At 37.5% G+C, this 16,008-nt stretch carries 16 protein-coding genes; 13 read left to right on the plus strand and 3 right to left on the minus strand.

The genetic code is table 11. From position 1 onward, the window contains the following. Nucleotides 1–92: 92 nt before the first annotated feature. Both CK510_RS12345 and petP read right to left on the minus strand, forming a co-directional pair. Nucleotides 93–1,208 carry a Get3/ArsA fold putative tail anchor-mediating ATPase NosAFP gene (locus tag CK510_RS12345; RefSeq protein ID WP_095721991.1) on the minus strand — a complete coding sequence of 372 codons (1,116 nt, stop codon included), beginning with the start codon at nt 1,206–1,208 and terminating at the stop codon, nt 93–95. A 207-nt stretch (nt 1,209–1,415) separates the two neighbouring features. Then, nucleotides 1,416–1,607, minus strand: a complete 192-nt coding sequence (gene petP, locus CK510_RS12350; RefSeq protein WP_095722004.1) for a cytochrome b6f subunit PetP — start codon at nt 1,605–1,607, stop codon at nt 1,416–1,418. Between the two features lie 112 nt (nt 1,608–1,719). On the opposite strand from petP, the gene CK510_RS31730 reads away from it, so the two are divergent. The 13 genes from CK510_RS31730 to CK510_RS12410 all read left to right on the plus strand — a co-directional run bounded on the left by CK510_RS31730 (nt 1,720) and on the right by CK510_RS12410 (nt 14,195). Next, nucleotides 1,720–1,869, plus strand: a complete 150-nt coding sequence (locus tag CK510_RS31730) for a hypothetical protein (protein WP_158224895.1) — start codon at nt 1,720–1,722, stop codon at nt 1,867–1,869. A 105-nt stretch (nt 1,870–1,974) separates the two neighbouring features. Next, nucleotides 1,975–2,637: a Uma2 family endonuclease gene (locus CK510_RS12355; RefSeq protein WP_095721992.1), complete on the plus strand. Its 663-nt coding sequence runs from the start codon at nt 1,975–1,977 to the stop codon at nt 2,635–2,637. A gap of 331 nt (nt 2,638–2,968) precedes the next feature. After that, nucleotides 2,969–3,724, plus strand: a complete 756-nt coding sequence (locus CK510_RS12360; protein ID WP_373695801.1) for an ABC transporter permease — start codon at nt 2,969–2,971, stop codon at nt 3,722–3,724. A 279-nt stretch (nt 3,725–4,003) separates the two neighbouring features. Continuing rightward, on the plus strand, nt 4,004–5,395 hold the full coding sequence (locus CK510_RS12365; RefSeq protein ID WP_095721994.1) for an ABC transporter ATP-binding protein: 1,392 nt from the start codon (nt 4,004–4,006) through the stop codon (nt 5,393–5,395). A gap of 15 nt (nt 5,396–5,410) precedes the next feature. Next, nucleotides 5,411–6,097, plus strand: coding sequence for a class I SAM-dependent methyltransferase (locus tag CK510_RS12370; RefSeq protein ID WP_095721995.1), 687 nt, complete (start codon nt 5,411–5,413; stop codon nt 6,095–6,097). 15 nt (nt 6,098–6,112) lie between these two features. Then, on the plus strand, nt 6,113–7,255 hold the full coding sequence (locus CK510_RS12375) for a class I SAM-dependent methyltransferase (protein ID WP_095721996.1): 1,143 nt from the start codon (nt 6,113–6,115) through the stop codon (nt 7,253–7,255). 84 nt (nt 7,256–7,339) lie between these two features. Then, the gene (locus CK510_RS12380) at nt 7,340–8,251 is read left to right on the plus strand and encodes a class I SAM-dependent methyltransferase (RefSeq protein WP_095721997.1); all 912 of its coding nucleotides are present in this window, start codon (nt 7,340–7,342) and stop codon (nt 8,249–8,251) included. Nucleotides 8,252–8,380: 129 nt separating this feature from the next. After that, a complete protein-coding gene (locus tag CK510_RS12385) occupies nt 8,381–10,774 on the plus strand; it encodes a glycosyltransferase (RefSeq protein WP_095721998.1) in 2,394 nt (797 codons plus the stop codon). Between the two features lie 17 nt (nt 10,775–10,791). Further along, nucleotides 10,792–12,582: a glycosyltransferase family 2 protein gene (locus CK510_RS12390; RefSeq protein WP_095722005.1), complete on the plus strand. Its 1,791-nt coding sequence runs from the start codon at nt 10,792–10,794 to the stop codon at nt 12,580–12,582. A 35-nt stretch (nt 12,583–12,617) separates the two neighbouring features. Continuing rightward, complete coding sequence (gene rfbC / locus CK510_RS12395) at nt 12,618–13,163, plus strand: dTDP-4-dehydrorhamnose 3,5-epimerase (RefSeq protein ID WP_095721999.1); 546 nt, start codon at nt 12,618–12,620, stop codon at nt 13,161–13,163. A gap of 48 nt (nt 13,164–13,211) precedes the next feature. Then, nucleotides 13,212–13,466 (plus strand): AbrB/MazE/SpoVT family DNA-binding domain-containing protein, encoded by a 255-nt coding sequence (locus CK510_RS12400; protein WP_095722000.1) that lies wholly within the window; start codon nt 13,212–13,214, stop codon nt 13,464–13,466. Then, nucleotides 13,463–13,765, plus strand: coding sequence for a type II toxin-antitoxin system VapC family toxin (locus CK510_RS12405; RefSeq protein WP_095722001.1), 303 nt, complete (start codon nt 13,463–13,465; stop codon nt 13,763–13,765). The genes CK510_RS12400 and CK510_RS12405 overlap by 4 nt, the downstream gene beginning before the upstream one ends. Before the next feature lie 61 nt (nt 13,766–13,826). Further along, complete coding sequence (locus CK510_RS12410) at nt 13,827–14,195, plus strand: Uma2 family endonuclease (RefSeq protein ID WP_342745954.1); 369 nt, start codon at nt 13,827–13,829, stop codon at nt 14,193–14,195. A 278-nt stretch (nt 14,196–14,473) separates the two neighbouring features. On the opposite strand, the gene CK510_RS12415 is transcribed toward CK510_RS12410, so the two are convergent. After that, nucleotides 14,474–16,008: DEAD/DEAH box helicase (locus CK510_RS12415; RefSeq protein WP_095722003.1), on the minus strand; the 1,535-nt coding region annotated here is incomplete at its 5' end.

Here is a 16,008-nt window from a genome sequence, read left to right on the forward strand (position 1 = left end):
GCAAAGGGCAGTGGGCAAGGGGCATTAATAAATTAAATCTGGCACGAATTTACCTTTTCAAATATTTAAGCCAGTTCTCTATGCCCAATTCCCTAAAATGAGATTATCAAATAACCATTCTGAAACTTCGCGCCAGTTACTTGTTTACCACTCAATGCTGGGGGTAGTAAGATATTACGCCGTTGGTCTCCTGCTTCGATCGTAACTTCAGGACCATATTGGGTAAGCTTGACTTGTTTTTTATCAAATCCTGGCAAAAACAAGCGTACCTGACGGGCATTAACATCAATTTCAATTGGTCGTGGTGCTTGACTTGCTTGGGTGACAAAATCAGGTAAACCATCAATGATTTTTTGCCATTCTTCCGAACTTGCGATCGCAGAATTTGTACCAACCACTGTACTAATTGGTAACGGTGCAAATTGTTCGCTGAGATTTGCGTCTGCGATCGCGCTTTCAAGTATCACGCCACCGATTGTTAACCCGACTTGTTGAGCGCTACCCCAAAGATAACGAGCTGTGGCAATCTCGATTTGGTCGTCAGCAGTCACCAAAAAGGCTGCTACTCTCTTGGGGTTCGCTAAAGCTTCTTTACCCCGATCGAGCATATTATTTGCCATATTGGTGGGCTGGGAAAAATTATCTGCCGTCCAGTTAACATTAAAAAAGGTGCTAACTAAGGGTTGAATAAAAGGTGATTCGGAAATGCCTTTACCCAAATCCGAATTTACAAAAAGTTGGCGAAAACGTCGTACATACCAACTTAGAGATTCAGGCATTCCCAACATCCGTAATGTGGTGGTGTCACCTGTCCCATCATAAATAATGGCATCATATTTACCGCTTTCCTCATATTGACGGATAGCATTCAAAGCCAATGCCGTATCCATCCCAGGTAAAACAGCGAGTTCTTGACCGTATACATCCTTGAGAATAGGTGTTTTAAGATACTGCGCTTCTAACTTTTTAACCTCATCCCAACTGCGTTCTAATAAAACTGCGGCTTGGAATTGTACCGCATATAAATTGGGTGAAATCTCTTGAGCATCGGCACTTAGTGTGGTATTCAAAAGGATTTGCATCGCAGGTTCCGCACTTCCCGCTAAAAGGACACGTTTTCCCTCCCTTGCCAGCTTCATTGCAGATGCGATCGCAATTTTCGTCCGGGCAGTACCGTTTTTTCCTAAAAATGTTAATATCAACGCCATTACTAAATATCCCTATACTTCTTCTCTATATTTCTTCTTTAATATAGTGTCGAGATTGGAGTTGCAAGTGCTGAAGCAGAGACGGAGTTAGGAATTAGGTAGAGACAACTTGGTGAGTTATCTCGAAAAGGAGAATAAATTTTGGTTTATCCTTTTGATTTCTGACTCCAATCTCTATTTTGCCACTCAGCACCCCTGACTTTACTTCTACACAGCTTTGATTTCGTCGTCAAAAAACCAAGTAGAGAAATTATCATCAAACAAAACAACAAAACCAAAACCACCACCATCAGTCATTTTATAACCTTGGATGATGCCAGTTTGACCCAACCTTTTGGCAATAGCCGCAGAAACGCGATCGCGCAAACGAAGTATCTTTACTCTCTGTCCGATTTCCATGCCTAACTTAAAATAACGCAACAAACCAAGATTAAGTTTAGCCGAATCTGGTACTATCCCGTAATTCCTTTAAAGATTATTAGAGCCTAAAATTAAGACTAAAATAAAATCCATGAGTCAGCAGGTATATGCCGATGTTTCTTACAGCGCAACAGTTAGAACAACAACAGGTACAACAGGCTCAAGAATAAGTACAACAGATACAACAACAAGCCGAGCGAGCCGAACTGCGATCGCAGCGTTTAGAAGAACAATTGCGTAAATGCGAAGCAGTTTGTCGTCAGACATCATTGGGAATTAACCCAGATAGTGTAATTTAATCACTGCTGAAACAAAGAAAACCAGCCGAAAATTGGGAGAAACAAAAATGGTTAGCAGTCTTAAGGAGCTAATTGACGAACCAGAGATGGGTCATAATGACGACCCAGAGGAAATATTTATTCGCAGTGGTGTAAGTTGGGAAAATTACGAAGCTTTGTTAACCAAACTCGAAGATAACCCACACTACCGCGTCACTTATTTAGATGGAATATTAGAGATTGTGTCACCGTCAATTAGGCATGAAAAAATAAAAACGAATTTGGGGATGCTGTTGGAGCGCTTTTTTTACAGCAAGCGTATTCGTTTTATACCTATGGGAAGTTTTACTTTTAGAAACAAGGCAAAAAAAGCAGGTGCGGAACCAGATGAATGTTACTGCATAGGTGAAGAGAAAAGTATACCAGACTTAGCCATAGAAGTTGTTGTCACCAGTAGCAACCTAAGTAAACTGGAAATCTACCGAAGACTAGGAGTCACAGAAGTTTGGTTTTGGGAGAGAAACGAGTTTAAGTTATACCACCTACGGGACAACTCCCAGAATGACAAAGCCACAGTTTATCCCGATACTTATGGGTACGAGCAAATTACAAAAAGCGAGATACTGCCACAATTGGATATTTCTTTACTAGAGCGATGCATCTCAATTTCATATTCACTCCAAGCCATTGATGAGTTTGAACAGGGATTAAGCAGTGGTTTAATTGATTGAAACTGAAAATTCCTTTCTTTTGAGTGCAAATTTTAAAAAGCTCTCACCCCTATTCAATCCCTACTTTTTCCCAATTTAAATTTGACCGCGCAACAAATTCTTTCCAGTCCGGATATATATTAATATATCTGGGCTTGAAGTAACTGTAAATTCATAGCAAAGAAACTTTTTGAGGTTGCTAGCTTCATTAAGCTCATAAGGTGTGTGTGTAGGTTGTGAGGAATATAAATTGTTAAACGTATTCAAGGGAACTGCAAAAAAAGCGGTAAAATTAAAACGCTTTCTGCCAATTAGCGACAAAGCATGGGCAAAGTTCGATTTGCTCAGAACGATGGTAAGGCGAGACTTAGAAGCACGTTACAAAGGCTCTGTACTGGGCAATCTCTGGCCCCTGCTCAACCAAATAGCACAACTGCTAATCTACACTTACGTCTTTTCCTTCGTCCTCAAAGTCAAACTAACCCTCAAAGGTTTACCAGAAAATAACTTTACCTTTGGTTTGTGGTTATTCGCTGGACTTTTACCCTGGATTGCCTTTAGCGGTGGTTTAATTCAATCAGCAACCTCAATAGTCGGACAGCCAAATTTGGTCAAAAAAGTCGTTTTCCCCCTGGGATTACTACCACTTGTGCCAATTGTCTCAGCTTTCATCGAAAGTGCCTTTGGCTTAATCGTATTAATTGTGTTTGTTGCCTTCACTTCCCACACCTTACACCCAACCTTGGCGCTTTTACCCCTAATTTGGCTACCACAGCTATTATTGACCGCAGGATTGGGTTACTTAGCAGCAGGTGTTACTGTTTTTCTCCGGGATATTCCCCAGACAATTTGTGTATTGTTAAATATTTGGATGTACATGACACCAATTATTTATCCAGCTACCTCCATTCCCGAAGGGTGGCGAAATTGGATATTCTGGTTAAATCCCTTAACTGCGATCGTTGAGGTTTACCGTGACCTAATTATCAACGGAGAGGTGACACATTGGGGTGAATGGGGTGTTAGTTCGTTAATTGCCCTTGTCATCTTCTGTATTGGTTTGTGGTGCTATCGTAGGTTACGTCCAGCTTTTGCGGATGTTTTATAACCTTTATAGTTTGCTCCTGTTCAAATATCAACCCAGATACCTTGGTTTAAGAGTGCGATCGGCTTACAATCTGTATTATATTTGTCAGATATTGTGATATGGAAAACTGCGATCGTCATGAAATTACATTAGGATTGTTCGGGAATCGTTAGGTTATTGGTGTAATAACAAACAATGAATAACTCATGAATAACTATAGTTCTATTAATAAATAGAATATATAACTATAAATTTGGTGTTCTAGACTGGTGTGAGAGTTTGAGGATTAATGTTAAAGATATGGGAGAAGAAATTGCTATTTCACTCAAAAATGTTTCCAAGTGCTTTAAACGGTACAACCGTCCTGTAGATAGGCTTAAAGAGATTTTGCTACCGGGAAAAAGTCGGTGTGATGAATTTTGGGCACTCCGAGATATCGAACTTGAAATTCCGCGAGGACAAACAGTTGGAATTGTTGGACGTAATGGTTCGGGAAAAAGCACGCTACTACAAATTATTGCTGGAACCCTAACACCAACTACGGGGGAAGTACAAGTAAATGGTCGAGTTTCAGCTTTATTAGAATTAGGTAGTGGTTTTAATCCAGAATTTACGGGAAGACAAAACGTATTTTTTAATGGTCGGATTTTAGGGTTAAGCCAAAAAGAAATAGAAGACAAGTTTGATGAAATAGCTTCATTTGCTGATATTGGCGATTTTATTGATGAACCTGTCAAGACATATTCAAGCGGGATGTTTGTGCGTTTGGCTTTTGCTGTAGCAATTAATGTCGAACCGGAAATTTTGATAGTAGATGAAGCTTTATCTGTTGGTGATGGTGTATTTGTCCATCGCTGCATGGCAAAAATAAAAGAATTTCAAGAGACTAACGGGACTATTTTATTTGTTTCCCATGACCTTGGCTCGGTCAATCGTCTTTGCTCTAATTGTTATTGGTTAAGTAACGGTCGAGTAGTAGAACAAGGTAGTCCTGTTGATGTGAGCAAAACATATCAAGCGTGGATGTACGATCGCATCAATGATGGTATTAGAAAGAAAGTAAATAATTCTCAAGATTTAGAGAGTCACCCCAAAACTATACCAGAAATTGATTTGAATTCAACAATTCAAGGAGATAAAAAAACAGAAAATATTAAGAAAAATTCTTTTACAGGTGATAACTTCTTAGCCTTTGCAAATGCCAAGCGATTTGGGACAGGACGCTGTGAAATTCTCAGCTTAGAAATACAGGATATCAAAGGGCAAAAAAACGGATTCATAATGCCTGGTGAGACTTTGATTTTACACACAAAGATAATTAGTCATGACAGAGTGGAAAAACCAATTTTTGGGATTATGATGTTCGATCGCTTGCGTGTAGATATTGCAGGTTGGAATACTTCTCAGTATAAATACAAATTACCTGCATTTGAACAAGGACAAATTATTAACGTTAGTTTTAAAATCATATGGCCTCATATAAAGAATGATACATACTCCTTGGAACCTGCGATCGCAGACGGTAGTCAAGACAACAATGAAATGCTCGATTGGATACAGTCTCCAATTGCTCTAAAATCTGGAGTCACTGACCTGACATTCGGAATGATTCGATTGACAGAAATACAAGTTTCCCACACAATCGATACAGCTATTCCCCAGGAATTATTAAAATTAAATAATATTAAATAATATTTAATCAATCTAATGAATTGTAATTGTTGCGGTTCCAGTAAAATACATCATCAAAATGTTCTATGGCAGGAATTAATTGATGAATGGCGTATTTCCCAATATGAGGTTGATTACATAAATCGACAACAAGGTTTTCACTGTCAAGACTGTTATTCCAACATGCGCTCGATGGTATTAGCCATGTCAATTATGAAATGCTTTGGCTTTACAGGTATATTCAAGGATTTTATCAATGAAGAAAAAATCCAAAATTTAGAAATTTTGGAAATAAACACAGCCGGAAGCTTAACACAATTTTTAAGTAAATTACCAGGTCACCAGCTAAAGACATATCCAGAAATAGATATGATGAATACCAAATTTGTGGATATGTCTTTTGATTTAGTCATCCATTCTGATGTTTTAGAACATATTCAACATCCGGTAAAAGCTTTATCGGAATGTCATCGTATTTTAAAACCTGGAGGGTATTGTGCTTTTACCATACCCATAATTGTGGATAGATTGACAACTTCAAGGGTTGGTATGCCACCCAGCTATCATGGTTTGGGTGATAATTTACCTGATTTCCTTGTTTATACTGAATATGGTTGCGATGCATGGAAAGATGTAATTCAGTCAGGTTTTCAAGAATGTCGATTATTTTCGATCGAGTACCCAACCGCTCAAGCTTTGGTAGCAGTAAAATCACTCAAATAAGGTATATATAAATATATGGAATTTACGGGTGAAAGATATATTCCTTCACTTAATGGAGCTATTAAATATGAGCATTTGCATCGCTATGCAATTTCTCTAGAGTTTGTTACTGGTAAATCAGTTTTAGACATAGCTTCCGGTGAAGGTTATGGTTCAGCACTATTAGCAAAAGTTGCTAAATCAGTTATTGGTGTAGATATCGATATTGCTTCTATAGAATACGCAGAAGCACAATACCGCGATCGGCAAAACTTAAAATTTTTCACTGGTTCTTGTGACTCAATACCTTTACCAGACAATTCAGTAGATGTTGTAACCTCTTTTGAAACCATCGAGCATCACGATAAGCATAAAGAAATGATGCAAGAAATAAAAAGGGTATTAAAACCAAATGGAATATTAATTGTTTCTTCTCCAAATCGCTTAACTTACTCAGATGAAGCAAACTATTCAAACCCTTTTCACATAAAAGAGTTATATTATAATGATTTTTTGGAGTTACTCGATTGCTATTTTAAATATTATCATATCTACGGACAGAGACTAGGGACAAGTTCGTTTATATATACCCTAGAAAATAGCGTTCGCGATACGCAAAAATCTTATACAGGGGATATTCATAATTTAGAGCGAAAAGTTTGTACCCTCAAATCCCCACTATATTTTATTGCAGTTTGCTCCAATGAAGATCGAGCAAAAGAGCAAATTGTTGATTCTTTATATATTGACAAATCAGACGATATATTCAAATCGTTTGAATATAGTTGGCATCAACAAGAGAAAGCTTTATCCTATACCCAATCTCAACTAGAATATTCCCAATCCCAACTTCAACAAACACAAGCTGAATTCGAGCGATCGCAATCACAACTGCAACAAACACAAGCTGAACTAGAGCGATCGCAATCCCAACTGCAACAAACACAAGCTGAACTAGAGCGATCGCAATCCCAACTTCAACAAACACAAGCTGAACTAGAGCGATCGCAATCCCAATTGCAACAAACACAAGCTGAATTCGAGCGATCGCAATTTCAACCACAGGTAGAACTAGAAAATCTGCGGAGTCGAGTCACAGCGATGGAAACAAGCAAATTTTGGCAAATGAGAAAAATTTGGTTCAAGATAAAAAATTATCTCAGTCTGGCAAATGATTAGAAAATGCCAGAAAATTCATAGTCCACACAACTAGAAGTTATTATAAATGGAATCGTCGATACATTCAAAAAATACAAGGAATACATGAATAATAGTATCATAGACAAAGCCAAACAAACATGGAATGAAATAGATATTAACCAGGTAAGAGACGTTGCGTGGTGTTCCATATCCTTCTTCGGCAGAAAGTTAGCCAAATCATTTTCAGGTGAAGAATCTAGCGTTTCTCTAATTCATCATTTATTAGTTCAAAGATTACCAGCAGAGAGATTAAATAATCTGAAAGGAACTGCTATCGTCTGTGGAGATATGCAAGCAGAAAGAGGTTTTTTTGAAGATAATAGTATTGTAAAATTTCAACAAGTGGACGGATTTGACTTGAGCGATATCTCACTGGCTAGGTATACACCAGATGAGAATATAAGCTTTACTCCTCATGTTATAGACTGCAATAATTTAGTACTAGAAAGAGACTGTTATGATTTAATAGTTGGTTGCCACGGCATTCATCATATTTACAATCTTGGTAATACATTTTATCAAGCACACAAAGCTCTTACTGATGGTGGATTGATATATCTTTATGAATGGATTGGTCTTGAGTACTTACAGATACCTCGAATTAATCATATTTTCGCAGCTATTTTACTGTTCTTGCTTTTTCCATCAAAATCTATAAGAACAACCCATATGGGCAAAGTTAAAGGATTTTGGATTCAACATTCACCAAACGAATTCGATCCATCTGAAGCTTGTAATTCCCAAGAACTATTAAAGCAATTTGAAAAGTATTTTCAGCCTATTAAAATTGTTTTTCATGGAGGTTTAACATATCCAATATTTGAAGGAATAGCCCAAAATATTGACCAGACAAAGCTTATTAATAAGCTAAGAATACAAATTGTGTACTACCTAGAAGTGATACTTACAAAATTAAAAATTATTAAACCTTGCTTTATGGCAGTCATTGCAGAGAAAAAAATAATTAATCATTAAGCTCAGGTTCTTCAAGAGGAATTGATTGATATAAACTGTTTTCTTTTCAAAATAATGTTCGGATAATTTTATTCCTTACATCTACCAACTAAATCCCGAAATTAAATATTTTAAAGGCTAGATACAGCTATGCATCCTACAGTAACTATTATCATACCGATATATAACGCTTATGAAGATACCAATCAATGTATTGAATCTGTTTTAAAATATACAGATAAGCAGCACAAAATTTTACTAGTTAATGATGCCAGTTCCGATCCAAGAATTTTTGAATTAATAAAAAAGTTTGCATTGGAATATACCCATATTCAAATGCTGCAAAATCAAGAAAATTTAGGCTTTGTTCAGACCTGTAATCGAGCATTTGGAGAATCAGATCGTGAAACAGATGTTATATTGCTGAATAGCGATACAATAGTTACTCCTCAATGGTTAGAAAAATTAACTCATGCAGCATATTCTAGCCCTTATGTTGCCACAGTTACCCCTCTGACAAACAATGGAACAGTTTGTTCTGTTCCTAATTGGCTTGAATATAACGATATTCCTGAAGGGCAAACTATATTAAGCTTTGCCCAATTGATTGAAAAGGTTTCCTTACGCAAGTACCCTCATATTCCCACAGCAGTGGGATTCTGCATGTATATTAAGCGTAAAGTATTAGATGAAGTTGGTTACTTTGATGCCGAAAATTTTGGTCGGGGTTACGGAGAAGAAAACGACTTCTGCTGTAGAGCTACCAAACGGGGTTACTTTCATATTATTGACGATGCGACTTTTGTTTACCACGCTGGGAGTAAATCATTTAAGGCAGAAAAGCAGAAGTTAATCGAAGATAATAGTAAAGTTTTAGCTCGATTACATCCAAGATATTTCCCAGAAGTACATTCTCTAATTCAAGCTAATCCATTTAAAGATATTATCGATAATATAGAACTGCAACTAAAAATTGACAATTTTAAGAGACTATCTCCTCTTTGTTTTATTCTCCATAATAGCATTGATGAACCAATCAATAATCATCTCGGTGGTACAGAATATCATTGTGCAGCTTTAATATCAAATATCTCAAAAACAAGACCTATTTATACTTTATTTTTCAATCAAAATAGTAGTCTAATCGAATTTGATATTTATTACCAGCAGCAAAAAATAAATTTTAAATTTCCTTGTGAGTTCCAAGAAAAATATCGCCAACAATACTTTCATCATGAGAGACATTTTTTACGCTTAATGGTTGGGATACTTCAATACTTCCAACCTAAACTTATACATATTCATCACCTAATTGGTTTACCATTAGCCGATGCGATCGCAGCACTTCAAAAAGTTGATATACCCTATATTTTATCCCTACATGACTATTATTTAATCTGTCCTAACTACAATTTAATTGATTATCAAGAAAAGTTTTGTTTCGAGCATAAAACGGCGGAAAGCTGTCAAGTTTGCATCCAAAAAATATTCAATCAAGGTGAAGAATTAAAGTACCAATGGTCAATATTATGTCAGAATTTACTCGCTGGTGCAACCTTAATTATCGCACCATCAAAAACAGCAATATCTTATTTCGAGCGTGAGTATCCACAATTAAATCTTCAAGAAAAATCTAAAGTCATTCGTCACGGCATCATTAGTCAAGCGAACCAGCAAATAACAAAAATAAGTTACAATGATAAACTTCATGTAAATAAAAAAAATCAGACATTAAGAGTTGCTTTAGTTGGCTCAATTAATATAGCTAAAGGTGCAAAGCTATTTATTGATTTAGTTGATAAAATATCTTGTCAGCAAGAGTTTGTTAATTCATTCTCATTTGAAATTATTGGTAGATTTAATCTACCGTTGCCAGAGCATATTAAAAATGTGAGAATACGGAATGCTTATAATCGGGAGGAATTAGGTTTTCTCCTTGAAAATATTGATATTGCAATATTTCCCAATATTTGGGCAGAAACTTATTGTCTAACAGTAGATGAAGTATTATCCCACGGGGTTCCAGTAATTGTCACTTCAGTTAATGCAGCAAGCGATCGCGTCAAAGAATTTGGTGCTGGATGGGTTTGCAACTCAACTTCTGCTGATGATTTTCTCAACATCTTAATTTATTTACAGAAAAATCCTGCCGAAATCACCAAGGTTCTCACAAAAGTACAAAATTTTCCTATTGTTTGCTATGAAGAAATGGCACAAAATTACCTTAATGAGTATGCAAAAATTCAGAATTGCGAAATAAACTATGATATCACACTAGAAATAAGCCCTGAAGAAATTTTCCAAGCCTATTTATTGAAATCGGATCTAAGTATCTATCAAAAAGAATTAATGGAGCAAAGCATCGAGACTTTACAAAAAGAATTAGTTGAATTAAATCAGCTAAAAGTGATGATTTTAGCAATGGAAACAAGCAAATTGTGGAAAATTAGAGTTGCTTGGCTTAATTTAAAAAAAAGAATTGGCATCAAGATTAATGATTCTTGGATGCAAGAACGAGGTGATAAGATAAATAGCGCTAGGTAAACATATTTGTGTTAGATATGATTTTATTTTTTAAACAAAAAATTGAAAAAGTAAAGCAGATTAATAGTGAGAGGGGAACCAAAGGACTAATAGATTTCATAAAAAATAGTATTAAATCGAAATTCAAAAATGAAGTTAGCTACCAAGAATGGATTGCAGATAAGCATTTAAGAAAAATAGACATCGCATACCACAAACAAGAAATCTCAAAATGGAAACTCAAGCCAAGATTTTCCATTATTATGCCCGTCTACAATGTAGAGGCACAATGGTTAGAAAAAGCAATTAAATCGGTTATAAATCAGATATACCCATACTGGGAATTATGCATTGCCGACGATGCTTCGCCATCTCCCCATATTCGAGAAATCCTCACTCGCTATAGTCAATTAGATGAACGGATTAAAGTTGTATTTAGAACAGAAAATGCCAATATTTCAGCCGCTTCCAATTCAGCTTTAGAAATAGCAACTGGTGATTATATTGCACTTTTAGACAATGATGATGAATTAGCTATTAATGCTCTATTTGAAAATGCTAAATTAATCAATCAACACCCAGAAGCTGATTTTATTTACAGCGACGAAGATAAAATTGATATTAAAGGTAAACGTAGCGATCCATTTTTTAAACCCGATTGGTCGCCGGAATATTTCCATTCTTGCATGTATACCTGCCATTTAGGTGTATATCGTACTAATATCATCAAAGAAATCGGCGGTTTTCGTAGTGAATATGACGGTTCTCAAGACTACGATTTAGTGTTGAGAGTTGTGGAAAAAACTCAAAATATCCACCATATCCCCAAAATTCTCTATCATTGGCGCATTATTCCCTCATCCGTAACATCGGGAGAAGAAGCTAAACCGTGGGCTTACATTGCCGCACAGAGAGCTTTAGAAGATATGTTAAGCCGCAGTTCCTATCCTGGATATGTGGAAAAAACAGAAAGGGCTGGTTTTTGGCAAGTTAGACGCAATATCCAAGGACAACCTTTAATTAGCATTATTATTCCTAGTGCTGCCAAAACTATTGATACCCCTGATGGTGATTTATGTCTTCTAGAAAACTGTATTCACAGTATAGAAACAATCAGTAATTATCGTAATTTTGAAATTATTGTAGTTGATGGCTACGATATTCCTGAAAATATTTTAAAAAATATCGCTGCTGAAAATATTAACTTAGTTAGATGTGGCAATCAATTTAACTTTTCAGAACGAATTAATTTAGGAGTAACACAGGCAAAAGGAGAATACTTGGTATTATTAAATGATGATACAGAAGTAATTACTCCGAATTGGCTAGAACAAATGTTGGAACTATCTCAACAAAAAGAAATCGCAGCCGTAGGAGCCAAACTCTTATTCCCTAACGGTAAAATACAACATGCTGGAGTAACTATTCTTAATGGTAATCCCGGTCATGTATTTTATGGTTGTGAAAAAGACCATCCTGGTTATTTTTGCTCGAATATTGTCACTCGCAACTACTTAGGAGTAACTGGTGCTTGCTTGATGATGCGGAAACAAGTATTTGAAGAATTGGGGGGAATGGATGAAGATTTCCCCCTCAATTATAATGATGTAGATTTGTGTCTCAAAGCCCATCAAGCTGGGTATCGCAATGTTGTGATTCCTTCTGTAGAATTGATTCATTACGAATCTGTAAGTAGGGGAGAAGGGTTAAAACCAGGAGAGTGGGAAAAATTAAATAATAAGTGGAAAAATTATTTACAGGGTTTAAATTATGACCCCTATTACAATCCTAATTTGTCAAAAGAGAATTCTAATTTTGAGTTGAAATAGACCAAATCAATACAAAAAAAACTGAAATAAATCTCATGAACATTATCCCTACAAAAATCGCCGATATTCTTCTTATTGAACCCCAAGTCTTCCAAGACGATCGCGGTTTTTTCTTTGAATCCTACAATCACCAGAAATTTACCGAAAAAACTGGTTTAAGTATCAATTTTGTCCAAGACAATCAATCCCTATCGAAACATAACGTACTGCGAGGACTCCATTACCAAATTATCCAACCCCAGGGAAAATTAGTCCGTGCTGTCACTGGTAGCATTTTTGATGTGGCAGTGGATATTCGCCAAAATTCCCCCACATTTGGACAATGGGTTGGTTACGAACTCAGTGCTGAGAACAAACGGCAACTATGGATACCCGCAGGTTTTGCCCACGGTTTTGTTGTAATTTCAGAAGTTGCCGAAGTTCTCTACAAAACTACAGATTACTACGCACCAGGTAGCGATCGCACTATTCTCTGGAATGACCCAGATTTAGCTATAGACTGGAAAATTTCCACATCACCAATATTATCGGCAAAAGACCAAGCTGGAAAGGCATTTAAAGATGCTGATTTGTTTCCATAAAATTTCCATGCCTTTACGTAAGAATATTATTATTTTTATATCTAAACGATGAAAATTACATCCAAAGGACAGGTGACTATTCATGTAGAAATCCGCGAAAAACTAGGTTTTCTACCGAATACAGATGTGGAATTTGAAGTGGTTGGAGATGCTTTGTACCTAAAAAAAATTGCGATACTCCGTGGGAGTCGCTTTGCGATCGCAGCTAACCCAGGTAAGCAGTTAATTGCTGCAATGCAAGGTAAAGCAACTGTCAAAATGACCACGGAAGAAATTATGCAACTTACTAGACAAGATGCATGAAAGATGTATTAGTTGACAGTAATGTAGTTTTGGATATTGTTACAGAAGATGTCAATTGGTTTGAATGGTCAGCTAATAGACTTTCCGAATGTGCCGAACAAACCACACTCAACATCAATCCAATTATCTATGCCGAAGTATCAATTGGGTTTCAGAGGATTGAAGAACTAGAAACTGCATTACCTCTACGGTTTTTCCGTCGTTTAAATTTGCCTTGGGAAGCTGCATTCTTAGCGGGAAAATGTTTTTGCCAATATCGTCACTCGATTTTGGATTTTGGATTTGCGATTTTAGATTAACCTCTTCTTTAAAGAAGAGGCTTGAACAACGATTTTTTTCTTTTTCTTTTCCATGAATGGAGTGACCTCGAAAGGAACTCAAAACCAAGACCAAGAACATAAGAAAACTCTTTACGAACAATTAGGTGTTTTAGAATACTGGCTATTTGACCCCAAAGGAGAATGGATAGTTGAAAAGTTGCGGGGATATCGCTTGCAAAATGATATTTATCAGCTAATTACCGATGGTCAATGTCAAGCTTTAGGACTGGGGATAAGCGTTGAAGGGCAATTATTAGGACTTTATCGTACGGATACGGGAGAAAAATTATTAATCCCGACGGAATTAGCCGAACAATTGCAATACGAACGTCAACGAGCTGATATACAACAAGAACGAGCCGAAAAACTAGCAGAATATTTACGTAGACGCGAAGCGGCTTGTCGCTAGACATCGCAAGGTATGGACCCCGATAATTTACCTTAATTTTGGACGATATCTTTACTTAAAAATAATAGGGTTAAGGGTGTACAAGGCAACTATTGACAATAGCAAGGATAGAAAAAAATCCTTGACATGCTATTCTGCATCAAATAATCCTGTATAAAATACAGCAGTCTATCCTTTGTAGTTACTTGTGCTAATCGGCGAGTCGCCTTATTTTTGCACACCCTTTAATTATTGGCTGGGAAAATGCTACTTAGAAATATACGTAGCATTTCTTTTACTTACTCTTGAGCAGTGCTAGTGGAGCCATACTTCTTCACAGGTGTTGCCGAAGATTCACGACGGGTATTTGTTGTTGGTGAACCACCACGTAACTTGGGTTTTCCAGAACCACCGCGTCCACCTTCACCACGTTCCGAGTCGGATGACCAAGAACGACGGGAACCGCGATCGCCATAGTCGCGACGGGAACCACCACGTCCTCCTTCACCACCGCGAAGTTTGGGCTTGGGAGAGGAATCCTCTTCGGGTGCATCCTCACCTTGTAACCAAGCTGGACGGGTTTGGTCGTAAGCTAACTGTAATGCTGCTGCTGCGATCGCATGGGCATCATATTCTTCGCTGAGTTCGCGCACAATTGGCAAAAATGAAGCTAAACGCTCACCAGTCAAAGCTTCCCGTACTTGTACCTGCAATTTTTGAATGTGTTGGGCTTCGATTTGTGCCCTGGTGGGAATTGGCACAATTTGCCAAGATTGACGAACGTGACGCTCGAAAGCTTGTTGTTTGCGACGCTCAAATGGTTGCACTAAGGAAATTGCTGTTCCTTCTGCCCCTGCACGTCCAGTTCTACCAATTCGGTGAACGTAGGTTTCGGCGCTATCGGGTAAATCAAAGTTAATTACATGGGATAACTGGTCAACATCCAAACCACGAGCTGCAATATCAGTTGCTACCACCCAACGCACTTGGCGATTGCGGAAACGACCTAATAAACGTTCTCTCGCTTGTTGTGATAAGTCACCGTGGTATTCATCAACACTATGACCAGCCGATTGTAACTGGTTGGTAAGTTCGGCAGCAGTTCGACGAGTACGGACGAAAATCAACGCCGATTCGGGGTCTTCCATTTCCAAAATCGGTTGCAATGCTCTAGCTTTGCTCCAGTTGCGGGGAACAACGTAAGCTAGTTGGTTGATTTTGGTGGGGGCAGCTTTGGGTTGTTGAACTGTAACGGTTACAGGGTCATTTAAAAACTTGTTGACCAATTGGCGAATTGTTGGTGGCATTGTTGCCGAAAATAGCGCTGTTTGGCGTTCTGTAGGAGCTTGGGAGAGAATTTTCTCGACATCATCGATAAAACCCATGCTCAACATTTCATCAGCTTCATCCAAGACAAACCAACGGACAGCATCTAGTTTGAGACAACCGCGATCGAGTAAATCAATTACACGTCCAGGTGTACCAACAACCACATGTACACCACGTTTGAGTTGCATTATTTGCCGCTCAATGGATTGTCCACCGTAAATTGCGACAGTCCGTATTCCGGTTTCACCAACGAAGGTGGCAACGGCATCGTGAACTTGGATAGCAAGTTCGCGGGTTGGTGCTAATACCAAAGCTTGTACGGCACGGTTTCTGACATCTAGTCTGTCTAAGATTGGTAGGGAAAAAGCAGCCGTTTTACCTGTTCCTGTTTGTGATTGCCCAACAACGTCACGCCCATTCAATAAATAGGGAATCGCTTGTGCTTGAATATTTGTGGGTTCGGTAAAACCGAGTTTTTCTAATTGTTGAACGCGGTCTTCTGATA

It is taken from the genome of Brunnivagina elsteri CCALA 953 (assembly GCF_002289455.1).
In the GTDB taxonomy this organism is placed as follows: Bacteria; Cyanobacteriota; Cyanobacteriia; order Cyanobacteriales; family Nostocaceae; genus Brunnivagina; species Brunnivagina elsteri.